The organism is Parasedimentitalea huanghaiensis, assembly GCF_009753675.1.
Lineage (GTDB): Bacteria > Pseudomonadota > Alphaproteobacteria > Rhodobacterales > Rhodobacteraceae > Parasedimentitalea > Parasedimentitalea huanghaiensis.
The window spans coordinates 78,760-98,967 of the sequence record NZ_WQLV01000018.1; the positions used below are offsets into that span (position 1 = coordinate 78,760).

Consider the following 20,208-nt stretch of genomic DNA (forward strand, 5'->3'; position numbering starts at 1 on the left):
AAAGACGCCTTCTCAGCCTGGTTACAGGGTGGGTGGCTTTCTATCTGGCCAGCCAGTCGCCCCATGATAGGCGTTTCCAAGGGACAGAATTTCACGATCCTGGCCAAGCGCTCCAAAAATCTGGATCCCAATCGGCAGTCCATTTTCTCCAAACCCAGCTGGGGCCGCGAGACTGGGAAGCCCCAACAGGCTGACTGGCAGCACAACCTGCATCCAACGGTGATAGGTATCCATTTCTACACCCGAAATTTGACGTGGATAATCCAAACCAACATCAAACGGCCAGCATTGAGCAGTTGGGAGTATCAGCGCGTCATAGGTTTCGAACAACTGAACGGCTGCCCGGTGCCAGTCCGATCGCGCCTCCGAAGCCAGCTGAATTTGCGTGCCACTCATAGCCTGGCCACGTTCCAACTCCCAGATAGCCGTGTCTTTAAGCTGGTGTTTTGTGCTTTCGTGCGCTTTTAATCCGGCGGCGACAGCAAATGACCGAAGGGTTACCCAGGAGTCCCAGATCCGCTCAGCAGAGAATGGCGGAGCCACGGGTTCGACCACATGACCAAGTTCCTCGAAGACCTTTAACGCTGTTTCACATTGCTGAAGTATCCCTGGTTCCATGGGCATCGCGCCCCCCCAATCCCCAAGCCAGCCAATCCGCTTGGGGCGGGCTTCCGGTAACGGCATCATAGTTTCTGCAGCGCGCGCCAGTGGTATACGTGGATCAGGCCCGGCCATCACGTCCAACAGCAATGCGATATCTTCAGGACAACGCGCCATTGGGCCGCAGGTCGACAACTGGTGCAGGTACAGGTCGCCGGAGGGTTCAGCGGGCACCCTGCCCCAGCTGGGACGAAACCCATAAGTATTGGTCCACCCAGCCGGGTTTCGCAGGCTGCCCATCATATCAGATCCATCCGCAAGGGCCAGCATCCCTGACGCCAAAGCAACCGCCGCACCACCGGACGATCCACCGCAGCTTTTGGTCAGGTTATAGGGATTACACGTCGCCCCATGCACTGGATTGAACGTGTGTGACCCCAGCCCAAATTCAGGTGTATTGGTTTTGCCAATGAAAATTGCCCCTGCCTGACGCATCCGCGCCACCATCAAGCCATCCGTTTGGGGTATGAAATCCGCCATCATTGGCGACCCATGTGTGGTTCGAATCCCAGCAACATTAGTGAGATCCTTGACGGCCATAGGCAAGCCATGCAGCGCGCCCCGCGTCTTTACCTGATCAGCCACCTTGGCCTCTGCCATCAGCGCGTCGCGGTCACGCAACGAAACAATGGCATTCAGTTGCGGATTCACTTCAGTAATCCGGTCTAAGGTGTTTTGCATCAGCTCTACAGCAGAAAGAGATCCAGACCGGAGTTCTGCAAGCAATTCTGTGGCAGTTTGAAAGGAAGAGGGCATGAGGTTCCAAAGTTGTGGCCAAAACTAATTTTTAGCCTAGCGTTTGGAAACTCACAATAAAACCCACAGCTCACATAGATCTTTTAAATTTTGAAGCCACAAATCTACGACCCTAAATCGCTCAAGTTATAAGCTGACATAGGGACTATCAAAACTATCAGAAGGCCAAACTTGCAGAGGCAAGTTCAGACATGGCCCACTGAAAAATTGTAGGTTATTTAGTTGCCCTGAGCTTCAGCGCGGCTTTTACCAGACACGTCCAGCGCAAGTGTTGCTCCCATGAATCCGTCCAGGTCGCCATCCAGCACACCCTTGGTATCAGAGGTTTCGTGGCTCGTCCGCAGATCCTTGACCATCTGATAGGGCTGCAAAACGTAAGACCGGATCTGGTTCCCCCAGCCCGCATCGCCAGCGTTTTCATGCGCTTCGTTGACCAGTGCGCTCCGCTTATCCAGCTCCATTTGATAGAGACGCGATTTCAGGGCTTTCATCGCAATATCACGGTTTTGGTGCTGCGATTTTTCAGAACTGGTTACAACAATTCCGGTGGGATGGTGGGTAATACGCACGGCCGAGTCGGTGGTGTTCACGTGCTGCCCGCCTGCGCCCGATGATCGGTATGTATCAATGCGAATATCAGCCGGGTTCACTTCAATTTCGATGTTGTCGTCGACAACTGGGTAGACCTTGACCGAAGTAAAAGAGGTGTGGCGTTTTGCAGCCGAGTCAAACGGCGAAATCCGGACCAGACGGTGCACACCCGACTCAGATTTCAGCCAGCCATAGGCATTGTGACCGCTGATCTTATAGGCAGCCGATTTAATACCAGCTTCTTCGCCAGCACTTTCTGACTGCAGCTCAACCTTATAGCCCTTTTTCTCGGCCCAGCGGATATACATCCGCGCCAGCATCGAAGCCCAGTCACAGCTTTCAGTTCCACCTGCGCCAGAATTGATTTCAAGAAAGGTGTCGTTGCTATCCGCTTCACCGTCTAACAGCGCCTCTAACTCTTTCTTGGCTGCTTTATCTGCCAGCGCGCTAAGTGATTCTTCGGCTTCGGCTACAACTTCAGCATCATCCTCCATCTCGCCCATCTCAATAAGCTCAATGTTGTCAGCCATATCCCGATTGATACTGTTGTAAGTCTCCATCGAATCAACCAACATTTGCCGTTCGCGCATCAATTTTTGCGCGGCTTCGGCATTGTCCCAAAGGTTCGGGTCTTCGACTCGCGCGTCGAATTCTTCGAGCCGATGCGGTGCAGTTTCCTTGTCCATCCGCTGGGCAAGCAGCTCCAGAGACTTCTCAATCTGCGTCACATAGTTCTGGATTTCGGCGCGCATGGTTTGGTCCCAACTTGCTGTCTAAGGCCTGCGTGATACCAAGACCTGAAGGGCACCACAAGATGAGCAGAAATGTAATGACAGATGATCTCAATACTATACTCGCCCAGTGGCAGCTCACCCAGGCAGAACACCTATCTCAGACTGCCATCGCGCGGCTATGGCGCGTGCGCCGTGCAGACGGAACAAGCGCGGTTTTGAAGCTGTACAAAAACGCCACACGGGGAAACGAGTCAGCTGGGGCTGAATTACTCAACGCATGGTCTGGTAGGGCTGTTGTTGAAATATTCGAGAATGAAGGCGCTGCAATGCTGATGCAGTGGCTAGACGGGCCCAGCCTTGGCGACATCGCCCGTTCCGGGGACGCGAAACAGGCGGATCAATTGCTCTGCGACGCAGCGCAAAGCCTTCACCAACACCCGATCTTTGTGCGCGCTCCGTTGCGCTCTCTGGACGATATCTTTTCTCTCCTGCCTCAGTTGACCTATTGCACCACCTGCCCCACGCCGCTGCGTAAGGACATGTTGCGTGCCACAGCGATGGCAAGTCATTTGCTTGCCACCCAACCCAGCACCGTGCCGCTGCACGGTGACCTGCATCATGACAATGTCGTTCTGACTGCTACCGGGCCAAAGGCATTTGATGCAAAGGGCTATATAGGTGATCCGGCATTTGAGCTGGCAAATGCACTGCGTCATCCCAAAGGTCTTCCCTCCCATGTCAGGAATTTCACACGGATCACACAGACCACCCAATTGTTCGCACAGGCGCTTGGGGTGCCGTGGCAACGATTGGCGCAATGGGCGGCGGCCAAATGCGCGCTCTCAATCTGCTGGAGAGCAAATGGGCTATTGAAACAGGATGATGAGGCCGATTTGCTTTCGCTACTCGTGGAGCAGGCTCTTGCTACAGAGCGCTGAACTTCAGATCAGCACATGTGCACACTAGCGGCCCGCTTCAATAGAGTCCGCCTGAACTGACCGTACCAAAGGTTGCCTTGGGCCCAAGAACAGCCGTACCTCCGCTAGAGGTGGTGACCTGACGACCGGATGTATTAACCTCTTCAAACAGCGGCAAATTGGACCCCATCGCAAAACCACCGTCATAGCTCAAACCAAAGATAGGTTCGGCGCCGTCTCGGAAGTATTCAGCCACCACATAGTCCCCACCGGCATTATCCGGCAAGCGAGCCCCTGTGAAGCGGTCGATTTTGATAAAATGTCCCCCCGGAGGGACATCAAAAGGACCGCCACCGTATTTGGTTGTCGCTTCTGTCATGAACTGCTGGAACACCGGACCACAGGTATTCCCGCCATAGGTGCCGCGCCCCAGGGGTCGTGGCCGGTCGTGACCGATGTAGCAGCCTGCCACAATGTTCGATGTAAACCCAACAAACCAGACATCGCGTGCCTCGTTTGTGGTGCCGGTTTTACCAGCAGTAGGCACGCCGAGATTAACATTGCCTGCTGCTGTGCCGCGTTCAACAACACCACGCATCATTGATGTCAACTGATAGGCCGTAATCGGATCCATCACCTGGTCTCTATCTGTGACAATACGCGGTGCCGCACCTTCTGGCAGCAATGCTGACGAGCAATCCACGCAGTCGCGGTCATCATGACGATAAATTGTCTGCCCTTCGCGGTCCTGAATACGGTCGACCAGGGTGGGCGCCAGCCGCTCACCACCATTGGCGAACATCGCATAGGCTGTAACCATCTTATACAGCGTGGTTTCTTCAGACCCCAGCGAGTTGGCCAGATAGGGGCCCATCTCGTCATAAACACCAAAGCGCTCGGCATAGCCTGCAACCACCGGCATCCCAACTTCTTGCGCCAGACGAATGGTCATCAGGTTCCGCGAGCGTTCGATCCCGGTGCGCAGGGGCGTCGGGCCATAGAATTTGTTCGATGAGTTTCGCGGGCGCCACAATCCCTGCGGAGTGTTCACTTCGATTGGCGCATCAACAACGATGGTTGCCGGGCTATACCCGCTATCCAGCGCCGCTGCATAAACAAAAGGTTTGAAACTTGATCCAGGCTGGCGTTGTGCCTGCGTTGCACGGTTAAACACCGAATGCTGATACGAAAACCCGCCCTGCATCGCCAAGACACGACCTGTGTTCACGTCCATGGCAACAAAGCCGCCCTGCACTTCGGGAACCTGACGCAACGACCAGTGTTGAAACGCATCATCCTTGGTCACAGCAACCACATGAACAACGTCACCAACGGTGAGATTGTCATTGAAGCTCCCCTTCATCCACTTGATATCGGAGCGCGGAACAACGCCAGTTTCATCGACACCTTCAATGCCAACTCGCAGTTCCTTGTCACCAACACCCAGAACAACAGCGGGTAGCCAGTCGCCCCCCAGTGTCACATCGCGTGAAACTTCCAGCTCAGCCAACGCCTCACGCCATGCGGTGGCGTCATTCAGCAGGTCCGCTGGGATTGCCAGTTCAGTTCCGCGCCACACCCCGCGCGAACGGTCATACTTCTCAAGGGCTGTTCGCAAGGACAATGCTGCAACCGTTTGCATTTCTTCATCAATCGTGGCGCGCACAGTAAAGCCGCCCGTGAAGAACTCTCCTTCACCAAAATCCACCGACAGCTGCCGGCGGATTTCATCAGTAAAATAATCGCGTGGCGGCAATGCTGTACGGAAGCTCTCAAAGTCGCCATTTTGGACCGACCGTAGCGGCTGCTCAACTTCAACTTTATAGACAGCTTCAGAAATATAGCCGTTTTGATACATTTCACGCAGCACGTAATCGCGCCGTTCCGTCAAACGTTCCTTACCACGTACAGGATGAAACTTACCGGGTGCCTTGGGCAGAGACGCCAGAAAGGCGGCCTCATGCGGTGCCAGTTCGCCGAGAGTCTTATTAAAATAAGTTTGCGATGCCGCCGCCACACCATAAGAGTTTTGCCCCAGGAAGATTTCATTCATATAGAGCTCAAGGATCTGCTCTTTATTCAGCGTCTCCTCCAATCGGGCCGCCAGAATGATCTCTTTGATTTTACGTTCAGCTTTTCGATCCCCCGACAACAGGAAGTTTTTCATAACCTGTTGGGTGATGGTCGACGCGCCGCGCACATTTGACCCGCGCGAGCGTACCGCTTCGATCGCCGCTGCCGCGATGCCGCGCATGTCATAGCCCTTGTGGCTATAGAAATTCTTGTCCTCAGCAGATATGAACGCCTGTTTTACCAGGTCTGGAATTTCATCCGAAGGCGCAAACAGGCGGCGTTCTTTGGCAAATTCATCAATCAACTGCCCCTCACCCGAATAGATCCGGCTAATGGTCGGCGGTTGATACTGCGCCAGCGACTCATGGCTGGGCAGGTCTTGCCCATAGATCCAGAACACGGCGCCAATAGTTAAAGCAACCATCGCAATACCAAGTGTGATGGTACTAAAAATGGAGCCAAAGAATGAGAGAATAAACCTAAGCACTGTTCTGCCTTCCTGTGCACATAGCGTCTATATAGGGACGCCAGCAGCAATGGTCAAAACCGCAGATGGCAAAAACGTGCCATCTGATCCGTTAATCCATCGGGATCTTCATCTAGCCACAAATATCCCGGGGTTTGGGCCTGAGCCCCAAGTCTACACCATGATTTGTAGTCATACTACTGCCGTACTAATGCTCGGAGCGCAGCGTCCTGTTCTCGCCAGGCCACGAGGCCATTCAAGATACCCTTAGCCATCTGCGTTCTCCATTCAGAGTCTTGAAGGTTTTTAAGATCACGCGGGCTCGATAGAAAGCCGATTTCAATCAAAACTGAGGGGATATCTGCAGCTTTGAGCACAGAAAACCCAGCTGAGCGCAACGGGCGCCGGTTCATCGGCCCCCCTTGGTTCCCCATGCCTTCAATCAGCGCCCGCGCCAAGGCATCACTGCGGGGTTGGGTCTCCTGGCGTGCCAAATCAAGCAAAATTCCAGTCACCCGGTCATCCGCATCGCTCAAATCCACGCCCGCCAACAAATCACTTCGATCATGCCGTTCTGCGAGTTTAGCTGAAGCCACATCTGAAGCCTCAGGCGACAAGACATGAACAGTGGCACCATGTGCCAATCCTTCGGATAGCGCATCAGCATGAAGGGAAACAAAAACATCCGCTCCCGCTTGATGGGCCAGTGCGATGCGACGTTCCAACGAAACGAAATAATCGCCGTCGCGGGTCAATTGGACCTCGAACCGACCAGAGCGCACAAGTTCCTCGCCCAACTCAATTGCAAAGCTTAGAATCAGGTCTTTTTCCACCACTGTACCAGCTTCACCACTGACTTCAGCTCCGGGATCAATACCACCATGGCCAGGATCAAGAACAACCAATAGCGGCGCATCCGGACTGCGTTCCTCAATGATGGGCAGGGTCTCCGCTTTCGGCAAATCCCAGCGCGGGTCAGTTGGCGCTCCGGCACCTTCAGAAAACACCTCGGCGTCGACAGCCCCCAGTTCAAGTTGCAATTGCGCGCGCGCGGTCACCGGATCAATATCCATCCCTGCGCCTAGCACCGCCATGGGTTTAGCCAGTTTCAGGACCATTCGCGACCACCCGGGAACATAGGTTCCAAATTGTGCTCGGGTGATCTGCGCCCCCTGCAACAAAGTGTCTGAATTCAGCCCGCGCCAATCCACCTCTTGAAAATCCAGCACAAGCCGAGGTGGATTGTCCAAAGTGAACAGGCGGTAAGGTACACCCTGGCTCAAATTCAGTGTGATCAGGGCCCCATTGCCCTGGTCTTCGATCCGGCTGGATTTGGCATCGATACGCGCCAATCCACTGAATTCCTGAGCAAAGGTTGCCTGCCCCATTGTCATCCATGCACATGCGATGAACGTGAAAACCCTGCTCATACTTTTACGCCTCTTATACTTCTGTCTGACCATACCCGAAACACCCACGCCCTGGGTAGGCGCAGAACGAGTAATCCTTGCGCCAACATCGGGGTCACAGACATGATCAGTTTCGCTGTGCCATAAATGTTTCCAGCCGTGCCAGACCATCCTCAATATCTTCCGTTGACCGCGCATAGGAAAACCGCAGCGTGGTTGCGCCTCGTACCGGATCAAAATCCAGCCCTGGCGTGACTGCTACACCTGCTTGTTCCAGAATTTCTGCGGCAAAGGCCCGACTGTCTTTGGTCAAATCCGATACATCGGCGTAGACATAAAATGCGCCGTCCGGTGGCGCGATATTTGTGAACCCTGCCCTGGGCAAACCTTCCAGCATGAGCTGGCGGTTACGGGCATAAACGGCAAGGTTTTCTCGCATCTCGTCCTGACAATCCAATGCGGCGAGGGCCGCGACTTGGCTGGCGTGAGGCGCACAAATGAACATGTTTTGCGCAATCCGTTCAATCACTCGTACATGATCCTCTGGCACGACCATCCAGCCAACCCGCCAGCCGGTCATCGAAAAAAACTTTGAGAACGAGTTGATCACATAACACTCATCGGTCAGTTCCAATGCCGTCACCGCTTTGGCTTCATATTCCAGCCCATGATAGATCTCGTCCGAAATAAAACTGGCGTCCTGTGCCTGCGCCGCTTCAATCAATGCAGCCATTGCATCGCGATTGAGCATTGTACCACTTGGGTTGGCAGGCGAAGCGACCATCAAGCCCGCCAGGTCCAATCCGTTCAGGTCAGCGGCGACCGGTTGCAAACGGTTTTTCGGCGCGGTCTGAATATCTACAGGCGTCATCCCAAGCGCTCTTAAGATTTGCCTGTATGACGGATAGCCAGGTGCGCCTATGCCAACCCGATCGCCACTATCGAATAGCGCCGTAAAACCAAGCAGGAATGCGCCGGAAGACCCCGGCGTCACGACAACACGGTTGGGGTTCAGATCAACATCATACCATTCCCCATAAAGTCGGGCGATACGCTGACGCAAAGCAGGCAGCCCCAAGGCAACCGTGTAACCCAAACTGCCTTCGTCCAATGCGGCAGCCAGAGCTTTGCGCGCGCCCAACGGTGCACCGGTTGACGGTTGCCCAACTTCCATATGAATGATGTGCCTGCCAGATTCTTCGGCTTTGCGCGCAGCCTCCATCACATCCATCACAATGAAAGGATCTACTTGGGATCGGGTTGAGTTTCGCATGCTGATCTCCCATGGTGCGGCCATGACTTTTGATCGTTTATCCCGGCTGTCGTCAATCCCAGCCTTTTTGCTGAGCGCGTTGTTCTTCTTCGCCTCCACACTGCCATCAATGGCAATTACTTTGCTGCGCGATGCTGACATCGAACATGGGCTGAATAAATTGGCTGCGCCGGTGCTCAGCGCAGCGGGACTGAATGCCAAACGGGTGCGGGTGTTGGTAGTCAATGATTCCAGCTTCAATGCCTTTGTCGTCGATTCGCAGACGATTTTTGTGAATTACGGGCTGATCCTAAAAGTCACCAGCCCAGAGATGCTGCAGGCCGTAATTGCCCATGAAGCAGCCCATATCACCAACGGTCATCTGGCACGGCGCATGCAAAACATGCGCTCGGCAAACACGGCAGCAGGTCTGGGCACTGCCTTAGCAGTGCTGGCGGCGGCCGCCGGAGCGGGCGAAGCAGCCGCGGGCATCGCAATCGGGGCGCAAAGTTCAGCCCTGCGTTCCTTTCTTGCCCATACACGCGCCGAAGAATCGTCGGCAGACCGCTCTGGTGCGGGTTACTTGACCCGTGCAGGCATCAACCCACAGGGACTGGTGGACCTTCACCAGATTTTTGCCGGCCAAGAGCTGCTAAGTACTGTCAATCAAGACCCTTATATGCGCTCTCACCCGCTCAGCCGCGATCGTTTGCGTGCAGCAAAAGCCTATGTTGCAAGCTATGGTGACCAAGGCAGCACAACAGCTGAGGCCAACTATTGGTTTGCCCGGACTCGTGGCAAATTATCAGCCTTTGTTCGATCGCCGAAATGGACACGGCGTCGGGCTGGCGAAGAAGCATCCAAAGATATTCGTCTGATGCGAGAAGCTGTCTCCTACCATCGTCAACGCAATCTCAGCAAATCTCTAAACGCGATGAATGGTGCGTTGGCTTTACGCCCCAATGATGCCTTCTATTTTGACCTCAAAGGTCAAATCCTGATGGAAAACCGACGCTGGAATGAAGCGCTGTCAGCCTATCGTCAGGCCGTCAAACTTGCCCCTTCAGAACCCTTGATCCTCGGCGGATATGGCCGGGCCCTACTGGCGGCTGGCCACCCTAAGCAAGCAATCCAGGCTATGGAAAAGGCACGGTCCCGTGACTTTCGTGACACCCGCCTGCTGCGGGACATGTCGTTGGCCTACGCAAAAACTGGTCAAAGTGGCATGGCGGCTCTGGTCACCGCAGAGCGGTACGCGTTACAGGGCAGAATGGATGACGCCGGACGACATGCCACGCGGGCCAGCGCTCAGTTGCCTCGCGGCTCTGCTACTTGGCGACGCGCACAAGACGTGCTTGTCGCTGCTGAATATTACCAAAAAAGGAAGAACAAATGATCCGCTTTCCCCGCGCCCTAGCCGGTGTAGCAACCGCGATGACACTGCTGAGTGCTCCGGTTCAAGCACTAGATTTAGCCAGTATGAGTGAGGCTGAGCGCGCCGCTTTTGGTGCCGAAGTCCGCGCTTACCTTCTGGAAAACCCGGAAGTGATTATTGAAGCTGTGAACCTGCTGGAACAACGCCAGGCTGAAGCTGAGGCGGTTGAAGATGAAGCACTGGTCGCAGCCAATCTGGATGAACTGTATAACGATGGTTTTTCATGGGTTGGTGGCAACCCGGATGGCGACATCACCGTGGTCGAATTCATGGATTACCGCTGTGGATATTGTCGTCGCGCCGCACCTGAGGTCGAGAAACTGATCCGAGAAGATGGCAACATCCGGTTGGTGATCAAAGAATTCCCGATCTTGGGAGAAGCCTCTTTGATTTCATCCCGCTTTGCCATTGCGACCCGCATGGTGGCTGGCGCCGATTCTTACAAACTCGTTCATGATGCATTGATCGATTTTGGTGGTGAGCCCAGCGAAGTGTCCTTACGTCGCCTCGCCTTGGGATTGGGACTGGACGCTGATGTCATTATGGCAAAGATGAATGACCCAGAATTGAACCACGAACTGGCACAGACCCGTGCCTTGGCACAACGTTTGAAAATCTCGGGCACACCCACATTTGTGGTTCAGGACGAATTGCTGCGTGGCTATCTACCTGCCGATCAAATGTCAGTCATTGTGGCCGACAAACGTGACCAACGCGGTTGATATCACTGCAGGGTGCGCAATTTAGCGGGCCCTGCAACCCAACAGTATCCAATCAATCTGAAGCTTCAGCCGCCGCTTCTAACATGGCAGCCTTTTTTTCGACTTCTTGAACAATGTGGTCGACCATTTGGTCGTTGTCCATCTTGTGGCTGGCCTTGCCTGCAAGATAGACCATCCCTGCCCCAGCACCCCCACCCGTAAATCCAACATCGGTCATCAAGGCCTCGCCCGGACCATTAACGACACATCCTATGATCGACAGGCTCATCGGGGTGTGAATATGCGCCAACCGCTGCTCCAGTGTTTCAACCGTTTTGATCACATCAAACCCCTGTCGCGCGCAGGACGGGCAGGAGATGATATTGATTCCGCGATGCCGCAGGCCAAGGGATTTGAGGATCTCGAAGCCGACCTTGATTTCTTCCACCGGATCAGCACTAAGCGAAACACGGAGGGTGTCGCCGATGCCCATCCACAACAATTGGCCCAAACCAATCGCTGACTTAATGGTGCCAGACACAAAGCCACCCGCCTCGGTGATGCCGAGGTGAATCGGAGCATCCGTTGCTTCAGCCAATTTCATGTAAGCCGCAGCCGACATGAACACATCAGATGCTTTGACCGATATCTTGTAATTGTGAAAATCGTGATCCTGCAAGATGCGGATGTGATCGAGCCCACTTTCGACCATCGCATCGGGACAGGGTTCGCCGTATTTTTCCAGCAGGTGTTTTTCGAGCGAGCCGGCATTAACACCAATGCGGATTGAGCAATTGTGATCCTTGGCGGCTCTGATCACCTCCGCAACCCGCTCCTCGCTGCCGATGTTACCGGGATTGATCCGCAGACAGGCTGCTCCGGCCTCAGCGGCTTCGATGCCGCGTTTGTAGTGAAAATGGATATCAGCGATGATCGGCACGGGGCTTTCAGCGACAATCTCTTTCAACGCCTTGGACGAGGCCTCGTCCGGCACTGAGATCCGTACAAGATCTGCTCCGGCTTCGGCGGCGGCCTGCACCTGCGCCACCGTAGCTGACACATCAGTCGTCAGCGTGTTGGTCATGGTTTGCACTGCGATTGGCGCATCACCGCCAACAGGCACATTTCCCACCATAATTTGACGGCTTTTACGACGTTCAATATTGCGCCAGGGGCGGATGTGATTAATCGACATATGTTGTAGATCCAGACAAACGATCAGTTGCCCCTAGATAGGCATTGAACGCCTGTGCTGCAATGGCACAAGACACCGACTTTGCCGTCTATTAGCTACTGCACCAGCGGCAATTATTCTGAAAACAACCCGGCCTCGAGCTCAGCCACCATTTTTGCAAGATCACGATCTTGATCAATGTTGGCGACATCAAACCGTTCGGTCACGCTATCGATCGACAGAGGCAGATTTCTGGTGACTTCACCACGATTCCCAACTGGGCCAAAATGAGCACCGCCCAACGCAAAATAGATCGCGCTGCTTTCACCGGTGCGCAGTACGGGGGCTTCTTCCGTAGTAGGAATCTCGTAACGTTGACCTGGGGTCATGATGCCTTCAAAAATTACACTGCCATCAGCAGAACTGACCCGCACCCACGAATTCCGAACCGCGACCATCTCCATAGTCGGAGCGGAGTGCTCGACAACTTGGGGGACCAACTGCGTTTGGGGTTGCTGTCCGGTGACGGCCGATCTGCTATCCGCAAATATTTCCTGTCTGGGCAGCTCTGGCGCAGCGAAACTACCAAATGTTGCGGGATCAAGTGTTGAAATTGGCGCATCCCGCGCCGTCATGACCGGCACGGCCAGAGCCTGAGGCCTGTACAACCGATCAAGCGCATCTGATGCAGAGCCATCATTTTCTGTAGCGGTTCCCATACCTGCTACCTGCAGGGGGTCCAGCTCAGCCAATACAACAGGGGTCTGCTCCATCGGAGCCATCTGCACCTGCTGCACTTGCTTCAAAACCGTCCAGCCACCAAACCCGATACCGCCGATCAGAGCCAGCAACACCAGAGACGACCCAATTGCCCGGGCTTCAATTTGTGAAAGGAGCCCGCCATTTCGGGGCGCAAAGGGCGTGTTAGGTGCAGTAAACGCATCTGATCCCAGCCCCCCCATACCAGAGGCAATCGGTGCTGGTCCTGTACGCTTGCTCGAGGCTTTGGCGGACATGCCGTGCGCTACCTCAAACCCGCTTTCGCGGCAAAAGTCTTCAAATACCTGCTCGGGATCCATGCTCAGGTAACGGGCATAAGATCGAACATAACCAGCGATAAATCCGGGGGTATCAAACACCGAAGGGTCAGAATTTTCGATGGCCGAAATATAGGACGCCTTAATCCGCAATTCGCGTTGCACATCAAGAAGTGACTTGCCCATTGTCGCTCGTTCGCCGCGCATGGCGTCCCCGAGCCGAACTTCGTAATCATCAAAGCTTTTCGGCTCGATGACCTCCTGCGCTTTGGACCTGCGCTGAGTGATGCGCCCAATCATCCCTGCTATCCTATACCTGCCTGCCACATTCCGCCCAGAGTGCCTAACGAATCATCCCATCGATTCGTTTGCGCTCTTTCGTTGACGTTTAGATAACACACTCTAAGTATTTTTACAGCTGGCAGTAACTTACCCCGCTAAATCGGCACGATTCAGCGCACAATGCGACCATAGCGCGTCCATTGCGTTAACAAGGGCATCAATTTCTTTGGGACCATGTACTGGAGACGGAGTGAACCGGAGCCTTTCCGTACCGCGCGGCACAGTGGGAAAGTTAATTGGCTGCACGTAGATACCGTATTCAGACAGCAACATATCGCTCAGCTTTTGGGTATGTACAGGATCACCAACAATCACCGGTACGATGTGACTGCCTTGATCGATTATGGGCAACCCAAGCCCCTTGAGGCGTAACTTGAGAATCTTAGCCTGCTGCTGTTGCATGTCTCGCAGCTCTTGGGCCTGCTTAAGGTGAGCCACTGAAGCTGCTGCGCCTGCGGCAACAGCCGGCGCAAGCGAGGTTGTGAAGATAAAACCTGGCGCATAGGACCGGATCGCATCAACCATCTTGGCGCTGGCAGCGATGTAGCCTCCCATTACCCCAAAAGCCTTAGCCAGTGTTCCATTGATGATGTCGATACGATGAGCCAGATTATCCCGCTCAGCGACCCCACCTCCACGCGGACCATACATGCCTACCGCATGGACTTCGTCGATATAGGTCAGCGCCCCGAATTCTTCGGCCAGTTCGATAATCTCCTCAACGGGACCAAAATCGCCATCCATTGAATAGACCGATTCAAATGCGATTAACTTTGGCGCGGAAGGATCGTCGGCCATCAGCAATTCACGAAGGTGATTCACATCATTGTGGCGAAAAATCCGCTTGGAGCCACCGTTACGGCGCACCCCTTCGATCATCGAAGCATGGTTCAGTGCATCAGAATAGATAATCAAACCGGGAAACAGTTTGGGCAGTGTACTCAAAGTCGCATCGTTCGCAATGTAGGCAGAAGTGAACAGCAGCGCTGCTTCCTTGCCATGCAAATCAGCCAGCTCGGACTCTAGACGCTTGTGGTAAACCGTTGTGCCCGAGATATTGCGTGTGCCACCTGAACCAGCGCCGGTTGCATCAATTGCTTCATGCATCGCCTCCAGAACAACTGGATGCTGCCCCATTCCCAAGTAGTCATTGCCACACCAAACAGTGATGTCCTTTTGACTTCCATCAGGCTGGGTCCAGACCGCATGTGGGAAGTGCCCCTTGCGGCGTTCGATATCGATAAAGGTCCGATAGCGACCTTCTGCGTGCAGTTGGTCAATCGCTGTGTCGAGTTTCGCGGTATAGTCCACCGTCTTCTCCATAGCTTGGTCCGGATTTCCGGAGTGTCGGCGCCCATGCCACATTCACGTTCGTGAATGAGTAACAATTACACCCGTGATTATCAACCAAATACGCGCGGGCAAACCGTCGCAGCCTTGATGTGGATCAAATAGACCTTTGTTTCGCTGGCAGCAAGATCAGCTGCGGCATCCCTTTGCGTGAAGCCGTCGTCTTTTGGAAACTCCTGCGGATTATTGACGCAAAATCGACCCGTCGAATAGTCACAGCCACTATACCACTCCTGTCCCATTTTACCCCCCTCCCCGTCATACTTCCTTATGGATTTTGGACTCTGAAAGTTAATTCCCTCCACAAAAATGTGGAGCTGGAATTCACCGCCGGTGGCTCTGGCCCCTTCCTCGAGGCGCTGCTAGGTTCCACTCAAATGCCCGCCATATTGGAGAAAACGATGACACTCGAGAACGTTCTGGCCCAGATCGACGCAGATCTAAGCCCTGCAACTGAACGGCTGATGGAACTGCTGCGCATCCAGTCCATTTCAACTGACCCCGCCTACAAGCCCGAATGTGACAAGGCCGCAGATTGGCTGGTGGCGGATCTGCTAACAATTGGCATTCGTGCCGAGAAGCGCCCCACCCCAGGTCACCCGATGGTGGTGGGACATGTCGGCGAAGACCTAAGCGATGTGCCGCATGTTCTGTTTTATGGCCACTACGATGTACAGCCGGTAGATCCGCTCGATCTTTGGGACAACCCGCCATTTGAACCCAAACTGGAAGAGACCGCCAACGGCACCGTGATTCGTGGACGCGGCGCTTCAGACGACAAGGGGCAATTGATGACCTTTGTCGAAGCTTGTCGTGCCTGGAAAGAGGTACATGGCACCCTGCCCTGCCGAATTACCTTCTTCTTTGAGGGTGAAGAAGAATCAGGGTCGCCATCATTGATTCCTTTCATGCAGGAAAACGCTGCTGAACTGAAAGCGGATCTGGCGTTGATCTGTGACACCTCAATGGTGTCACGAGGCGTGCCGTCAATCTCGTCGCAGCTGCGCGGGATGCTTAAAGATGAGTTCACTCTGGTTGGCCCCCGCATTGACCTGCATTCCGGACATTACGGCGGCCCCGGACTGAACCCGCTGCGGGAAATTTCGCGCATTGTCGCCTCTTTCTATGACGAAGAAACTGGTAAGATTGCTGTCGATGGCTTCTACGAAGGCGTACATGAGGTTCCAGTTGATCAACTGCGCCAATGGGAAGGCTGCGGCTTTGAAGAGAAAGAATATCTGGACAATGCAGGCTACACTCAGGCGCATGGTGAAAAGGATTATTCGATCCTTGAACAGCAATGGGCACGTCCAACACTGGAAGTGAACGGAATTTGGGGGGGATACAACGGCGCAGGCTCCAAAACCGTTATCCCATCGGAAGCTCACTGCAAGATCACCTGCCGTCTGGTCGGTGATATGGATCCTGATGCCCTTCGGCACAAAATTCGCAAACACGTCGAAGCCCGTTTGAAGCCAGACACAAAGGTAGTTTGGGATAACGATCTGGAAGGATCGGGCGCTTCGGTGATGAACATCACCCGCCCCGAGTTTGAATCCGCTCGTGGCGCCTTGTCAGATGAATGGCAGCGTGAGGCCGTATTCTGCGGTATGGGAGGGTCAATCCCAATCGCCGGATTTTTTAAATCCGTTCTGGGCATGGACGCAATGCTTGTTGGCTATGCCAATGACGATGACGCCATCCATTCACCCAACGAAAAATACGACCTCAAGAGCTTCCATAAAGGTATCCGCTCTTGGGCCCGTATACTGGACGCTTTGACCAAATAAACAAACAAGCCCGAAGAGCGAAAACTCTTCGGGCTCGCTCCCTCTTTTTTGCCTCCCTCGGGAATTCGCCGCATGACGACACAGAAACCAACCCCTCTCGCGCTGCTGGACGAAATAGTTGCGTTGGAAACCCAAGTTTGGCAGGCGTTGCTTGTGGGAGACAGCGAGGCCGACAGCAAAATGCTGACGGACGACTTTCTGGGCGTGTATCCATCCGGGTTTTCAAACAAGGCAGAACACTGCGGACAGCTGGAAAATGGACCGGTTATGACGTCATTCTCACTTACCCAACCACAACTTCGGGTCATCTCAACAGATGCGGTGTTGCTGAGCTATCGCGCCAGCTATCTGCGTGTCGACGGCACAAACCAAGAAGAGATGTACATTTCATCCCTTTGGCAGCGCTGCGGTAGGGGTTGGTTAAACAGCTTTAGTCAGGACACCCCAGCGGACTAAGTTCACTTCAGGGATCATCCGAGGCATCCAACACAACGCCTTCTTTTATACCATGGTCAGATTTAGTGTCATAGGCATCCTGCTTATCTTGCCAGTCTTTGGTTTCATCCGTCCAAAATTTATCAATATCCGCTTTGACAATGTCGCGACTTGTCACCGCAGTTTCCAGTTCTGCCACACATTTCTTGAAAATATCGTGGTGATTGTTCTCATGTGTGTTGAGCTTCCCCCACATCGCATCCCAGCTATCCTTCTGACCCGAATTGGCTTTACCGTAGTCTTTCCACTTAGGCATAATGATCGACGGTTTGCTTGTCAGCGTGAATACATCAACATGGCCATCCAGTTGAAAACTTGCCTTGTAGCTGGCATTCGATCGGTATCGCCCCCAAAACGCACGTTTTTGCAGAGCTTTGAACACCTCCTCAATTGTTTTGCCTCCAATCGAGTAAGTAGATGTCTTAGGCGCGGGAATGGTTTTCTTGAATGTGGCCGGATCTGGATCGATGTATTCAAGGGAAACGCCAACCGAACTGCCATTTGATGTCTTACTGGCATAATCCTCAACGGCTTTGGAGAATGCGGCCTTCGCTGCTTTGGCTTCAGCGTTAAACCCAGCCTTATCCAGCTCCTTCTTTTTCACCTCTACGGAAAACTTCGCGACAGCTTCCAGTGTTAGGGCATGCAAACTGGAAAGATACTTTTCCAATGCTTTTAGCATCCGGTCCCATTCTGCTTGCCGATTCTTAGTGCTTTTGCCGTACTCAGCCCACTTTGGTTGCGTTATCACAGGCTTCAAAGCCACGGTGATCTCAACCACTTTTTTCGATTTATCGAACTTGGCGGTAATCACAGGCGCGGCAACATAGCTGCCCCAACTAGACTTTTTATCCAACGCGGTTTCCAACTCGGACATGTCAACGCCTGCCACAGGAAAGGTTTTGGGGGATGGTTTAGGAATTTTTGTTTTGACAGCTATTGCCATAATCGCCTCCAAAGGCCGAATACACTCGGTAAAAAACACAGGCTCCAGGCTAAGTGGGCCTTGCTGCAGAGGGAAATCACCCAAAAGTGCCAAACAGAAACGGCACAGTGCAGCCAGCGAAGCATAACACGCTGTTACAAATTTTAGAAATGAAGCATTCGAAGGGAAAGTGGCGCGGTTGACGGGGCTCGAACCCGCGACCTCCGGCGTGACAGGCCGGCACTCTAACCAGCTGAGCTACAACCGCGCAGTGACCTTGCGGTCGTTCCCCTCCGGGGCGGCCCACATTCATGGGATTTGAAAAGAAGTGGCGCGGTTGACGGGGCTCGAACCCGCGACCTCCGGCGTGACAGGCCGGCACTCTAACCAGCTGAGCTACAACCGCGCATTTTCTTCTCACCAGACTTTGCAATCCAGTCCCCTCCGGGGCGGACCTTGATTTCCCCAAGGTGGGTAAGGCAGCAGTGGCGCGGTTGACGGGGCTCGAACCCGCGACCTCCGGCGTGACAGGCCGGCACTCTAACCAGCTGAGCTACAACCGCTTGCTGCCCATCCAACATTGCTGCTGAATGTTGGGCTGTAATATTCCTAGGTCTCGGGCATCGTCAAGCGGTGTTTGACCTTTTTCGCCGCTTTCTGGAAAAAAAAATCAAATTGTCGACCAAGTCTCTGAAAACAGGCGTTTACCTGACAAATCTGAAAACACTAGTTGGATAAATAGCAATGTCGCCAGCATTCTATAGATTGGTGATCTCGTACCTGTCGCCCAGAATGTGGCTCATCCTCTTTACAAGGCGAAGTTCGACTTAACAACGGAACCAGGACTCGGACGAATCTTCTGATCACTGCTTAAGAACCGTGACAAATTTAGAGAAAATTCTAGGTATGCAATTTTTTCCATTAGCACTCCCTTAGCACCTCTCGGGTCAATGTCTGCCTGCACCTCGGACCGGGGTGGCGCGAACGCTTCCGGCCGAACGCAACGTCAGAAACGACATCAGAACATGCCCCTGGGGGCCGATTACACTGGGTAAAATCCTAGTAGGAAAAGGAAGAAAAAATATGACCAGCATTCTGACCAACAATGGCGCAATGGTTGCTCTTCAGACTCTACAGTCCGTGAACGATAACCTGACCGCTGCTCAGAACGAAATCTCCACTGGTAAGCGGGTTGGATCCGCCAGCGACAACGCCGCTGTTTGGGCGATCTCCAAAACAATGGATTCAGATATCGCTGGCTTCACCGCCATCTCGGAAAGCTTGCATGTTGGCGAAGCTACCGTAGCTGTAGCATCTGCTGGTGCTGAACAGATCGTTGAAAAGCTGACTGAAATCAAAGAGCTGATTGTTTCCGCTCAGTCTGAAAACGTCGACCACACTAAGATCCAGAACGACATTGATGCGAAGGCTGCACAAGTTGCTGCTATCATTGCCGCAGCTCAGTTCAACGGTGCAAACCTGTTGGCCACTGACGTAGACGGCAATGGTGCCTCGTCCCTTGGAGTTCTGGCATCTCTGGATCGTGTTGGCGCAACAGGTACACCAACACCTACAGAAATCACAGTTGATACCGTTGATTTTGAGGCAAACATCGATCTTGCTTCGAACCTGACTTCCTTCACCAACGTGACTGACGCGGCGACAGCCCTGACCGAAATCGAAGGCTTCCTAACAGTGGCCATTGATGGTGCCGCGGCACTGGGTTCGGACACCGCACGTCTTCAGGATCAGGGTGATTTTGTTAGCAAACTGACCGACTCCATGAAAATGGGTGTCAGCTCGATGACAGACACCAACATGGAAGAAGCCTCGGCTCGATTGAAAGCCCTGCAGACCCAGCAGCAGCTGGCTGTGCAATCCCTCTCAATCGCAAATGGTGCGCCTGAATCGATCATGCAGCTGTTCCGCTAATTGGTATGAGCCGGGGCATCTTTATGCCCCGGACTTCATCTCAGAGAATCTGAAGATTAGTGACGTAAGGAATTAACGTGAACGCACTCAGACATGCGAAACAAGCATATTCGGCGGCAAAAGCCCCGACACGGACCGTGAAAAACCTGGAATACGACGCCATCGCGCG

The 20,208-nt window shown here is 53.7% G+C and carries 16 protein-coding genes and 3 tRNA genes; 6 read left to right on the forward strand and 13 right to left on the reverse strand.

Features of this window, described 5'->3' with window-relative positions; translation table 11 throughout:
* Positions 1 to 21 precede the first annotated feature (21 nt).
* Both GO984_RS20955 and prfB read right to left on the reverse strand, forming a co-directional pair.
* Complete coding sequence (locus GO984_RS20955; protein ID WP_157024509.1) at positions 22 to 1,416, reverse strand: amidase; 1,395 nt, start codon at positions 1,414 to 1,416, stop codon at positions 22 to 24.
* Between the two features lie 218 nt (positions 1,417 to 1,634).
* Entirely contained in the window at positions 1,635 to 2,759 is a 1,125-nt protein-coding gene (gene prfB / locus GO984_RS20960; RefSeq protein ID WP_157024510.1) for a peptide chain release factor 2, read from the reverse strand.
* A gap of 62 nt (positions 2,760 to 2,821) precedes the next feature.
* On the opposite strand from prfB, the gene GO984_RS20965 reads away from it, so the two are divergent.
* The gene (locus GO984_RS20965) at positions 2,822 to 3,679 is read left to right on the forward strand and encodes an aminoglycoside phosphotransferase family protein (protein WP_157024511.1); all 858 of its coding nucleotides are present in this window, start codon (positions 2,822 to 2,824) and stop codon (positions 3,677 to 3,679) included.
* 37 nt (positions 3,680 to 3,716) lie between these two features.
* Here GO984_RS20965 and GO984_RS20970 read toward each other — a convergent pair whose 3' ends face one another.
* The 3 genes from GO984_RS20970 to GO984_RS20980 all read right to left on the reverse strand — a co-directional run bounded on the left by GO984_RS20970 (position 3,717) and on the right by GO984_RS20980 (position 8,879).
* Positions 3,717 to 6,218: a PBP1A family penicillin-binding protein gene (locus GO984_RS20970; protein WP_167740455.1), complete on the reverse strand. Its 2,502-nt coding sequence runs from the start codon at positions 6,216 to 6,218 to the stop codon at positions 3,717 to 3,719.
* A gap of 176 nt (positions 6,219 to 6,394) precedes the next feature.
* Positions 6,395 to 7,627 carry an N-acetylmuramoyl-L-alanine amidase gene (locus GO984_RS20975; RefSeq protein ID WP_157024512.1) on the reverse strand — a complete coding sequence of 411 codons (1,233 nt, stop codon included), beginning with the start codon at positions 7,625 to 7,627 and terminating at the stop codon, positions 6,395 to 6,397.
* 106 nt (positions 7,628 to 7,733) lie between these two features.
* On the reverse strand, positions 7,734 to 8,879 hold the full coding sequence (locus GO984_RS20980; protein WP_157024513.1) for a pyridoxal phosphate-dependent aminotransferase: 1,146 nt from the start codon (positions 8,877 to 8,879) through the stop codon (positions 7,734 to 7,736).
* Between GO984_RS20980 and GO984_RS20985 the strand changes: the two genes are divergently transcribed.
* Both GO984_RS20985 and GO984_RS20990 read left to right on the forward strand, forming a co-directional pair.
* Positions 8,878 to 10,254 carry a M48 family metalloprotease gene (locus GO984_RS20985; protein WP_157024514.1) on the forward strand — a complete coding sequence of 459 codons (1,377 nt, stop codon included), beginning with the start codon at positions 8,878 to 8,880 and terminating at the stop codon, positions 10,252 to 10,254. The genes GO984_RS20980 and GO984_RS20985 overlap by 2 nt on opposite strands.
* The gene (locus tag GO984_RS20990; RefSeq protein ID WP_157024515.1) at positions 10,251 to 11,015 is read left to right on the forward strand and encodes a DsbA family protein; all 765 of its coding nucleotides are present in this window, start codon (positions 10,251 to 10,253) and stop codon (positions 11,013 to 11,015) included. The genes GO984_RS20985 and GO984_RS20990 overlap by 4 nt, the downstream gene beginning before the upstream one ends.
* A 52-nt stretch (positions 11,016 to 11,067) precedes the next feature.
* Here the strand turns inward: GO984_RS20990 and ispG are convergent, their stop codons facing one another.
* The 4 genes from ispG to GO984_RS21010 all read right to left on the reverse strand — a co-directional run bounded on the left by ispG (position 11,068) and on the right by GO984_RS21010 (position 15,139).
* Complete coding sequence (gene ispG / locus GO984_RS20995) at positions 11,068 to 12,189, reverse strand: flavodoxin-dependent (E)-4-hydroxy-3-methylbut-2-enyl-diphosphate synthase (RefSeq protein ID WP_157024516.1); 1,122 nt, start codon at positions 12,187 to 12,189, stop codon at positions 11,068 to 11,070.
* A gap of 113 nt (positions 12,190 to 12,302) precedes the next feature.
* A complete protein-coding gene (locus GO984_RS21000) occupies positions 12,303 to 13,505 on the reverse strand; it encodes a helix-turn-helix domain-containing protein (RefSeq protein WP_157024517.1) in 1,203 nt (400 codons plus the stop codon).
* 129 nt (positions 13,506 to 13,634) lie between these two features.
* Positions 13,635 to 14,870 (reverse strand): 5-aminolevulinate synthase, encoded by a 1,236-nt coding sequence (hemA, locus tag GO984_RS21005; RefSeq protein WP_157024518.1) that lies wholly within the window; start codon positions 14,868 to 14,870, stop codon positions 13,635 to 13,637.
* Positions 14,871 to 14,950: 80 nt separating this feature from the next.
* Entirely contained in the window at positions 14,951 to 15,139 is a 189-nt protein-coding gene (locus tag GO984_RS21010) for a hypothetical protein (RefSeq protein ID WP_157024519.1), read from the reverse strand.
* Between the two features lie 159 nt (positions 15,140 to 15,298).
* On the opposite strand from GO984_RS21010, the gene GO984_RS21015 reads away from it, so the two are divergent.
* Both GO984_RS21015 and GO984_RS21020 read left to right on the forward strand, forming a co-directional pair.
* The gene (locus GO984_RS21015) at positions 15,299 to 16,687 is read left to right on the forward strand and encodes a M20/M25/M40 family metallo-hydrolase (protein ID WP_157024520.1); all 1,389 of its coding nucleotides are present in this window, start codon (positions 15,299 to 15,301) and stop codon (positions 16,685 to 16,687) included.
* Between the two features lie 72 nt (positions 16,688 to 16,759).
* Entirely contained in the window at positions 16,760 to 17,143 is a 384-nt protein-coding gene (locus GO984_RS21020; protein WP_157024521.1) for a nuclear transport factor 2 family protein, read from the forward strand.
* A gap of 7 nt (positions 17,144 to 17,150) precedes the next feature.
* Here the strand turns inward: GO984_RS21020 and GO984_RS21025 are convergent, their stop codons facing one another.
* The 4 genes from GO984_RS21025 to GO984_RS21040 all read right to left on the reverse strand — a co-directional run bounded on the left by GO984_RS21025 (position 17,151) and on the right by GO984_RS21040 (position 18,670).
* Positions 17,151 to 18,128 carry a DUF922 domain-containing protein gene (locus GO984_RS21025; protein ID WP_157024522.1) on the reverse strand — a complete coding sequence of 326 codons (978 nt, stop codon included), beginning with the start codon at positions 18,126 to 18,128 and terminating at the stop codon, positions 17,151 to 17,153.
* 170 nt (positions 18,129 to 18,298) lie between these two features.
* Positions 18,299 to 18,375 (reverse strand) — tRNA-Asp (locus GO984_RS21030).
* A 61-nt stretch (positions 18,376 to 18,436) separates the two neighbouring features.
* Positions 18,437 to 18,513 (reverse strand) — tRNA-Asp (locus tag GO984_RS21035).
* Positions 18,514 to 18,593: 80 nt separating this feature from the next.
* Positions 18,594 to 18,670 (reverse strand) — tRNA-Asp (locus GO984_RS21040).
* A 520-nt stretch (positions 18,671 to 19,190) separates the two neighbouring features.
* On the opposite strand from GO984_RS21040, the gene GO984_RS21045 reads away from it, so the two are divergent.
* Positions 19,191 to 20,039, forward strand: a complete 849-nt coding sequence (locus tag GO984_RS21045; protein ID WP_157024523.1) for a flagellin N-terminal helical domain-containing protein — start codon at positions 19,191 to 19,193, stop codon at positions 20,037 to 20,039.
* Positions 20,040 to 20,208: the final 169 nt, after the last annotated feature.

What these genes read in the sequence shown, in the direction of transcription:
- GO984_RS20955 (WP_157024509.1), bottom strand. Translation starts at nt 1,416, where the DNA reads ATGCCCTCTTCCTTTCAAACTGCCACAGAATTGCTTGCAGAACTCCGG.
- prfB (WP_157024510.1), bottom strand. Translation starts at nt 2,759, where the DNA reads ATGCGCGCCGAAATCCAGAACTATGTGACGCAGATTGAGAAGTCTCTG.
- GO984_RS20965 (WP_157024511.1), top strand. Translation starts at nt 2,822, where the DNA reads ATGAGCAGAAATGTAATGACAGATGATCTCAATACTATACTCGCCCAG.
- GO984_RS20975 (WP_157024512.1), bottom strand. Translation starts at nt 7,627, where the DNA reads ATGAGCAGGGTTTTCACGTTCATCGCATGTGCATGGATGACAATGGGG.
- GO984_RS20985 (WP_157024514.1), top strand. Translation starts at nt 8,878, where the DNA reads ATGCTGATCTCCCATGGTGCGGCCATGACTTTTGATCGTTTATCCCGG.
- GO984_RS20980 (WP_157024513.1), bottom strand. Translation starts at nt 8,879, where the DNA reads ATGCGAAACTCAACCCGATCCCAAGTAGATCCTTTCATTGTGATGGAT.
- GO984_RS20990 (WP_157024515.1), top strand. Translation starts at nt 10,251, where the DNA reads ATGATCCGCTTTCCCCGCGCCCTAGCCGGTGTAGCAACCGCGATGACA.
- ispG (WP_157024516.1), bottom strand. Translation starts at nt 12,189, where the DNA reads ATGTCGATTAATCACATCCGCCCCTGGCGCAATATTGAACGTCGTAAA.
- GO984_RS21000 (WP_157024517.1), bottom strand. Translation starts at nt 13,505, where the DNA reads ATGATTGGGCGCATCACTCAGCGCAGGTCCAAAGCGCAGGAGGTCATC.
- hemA (WP_157024518.1), bottom strand. Translation starts at nt 14,870, where the DNA reads ATGGAGAAGACGGTGGACTATACCGCGAAACTCGACACAGCGATTGAC.
- GO984_RS21010 (WP_157024519.1), bottom strand. Translation starts at nt 15,139, where the DNA reads ATGGGACAGGAGTGGTATAGTGGCTGTGACTATTCGACGGGTCGATTT.
- GO984_RS21015 (WP_157024520.1), top strand. Translation starts at nt 15,299, where the DNA reads ATGACACTCGAGAACGTTCTGGCCCAGATCGACGCAGATCTAAGCCCT.
- GO984_RS21020 (WP_157024521.1), top strand. Translation starts at nt 16,760, where the DNA reads ATGACGACACAGAAACCAACCCCTCTCGCGCTGCTGGACGAAATAGTT.
- GO984_RS21025 (WP_157024522.1), bottom strand. Translation starts at nt 18,128, where the DNA reads ATGGCAATAGCTGTCAAAACAAAAATTCCTAAACCATCCCCCAAAACC.
- GO984_RS21045 (WP_157024523.1), top strand. Translation starts at nt 19,191, where the DNA reads ATGACCAGCATTCTGACCAACAATGGCGCAATGGTTGCTCTTCAGACT.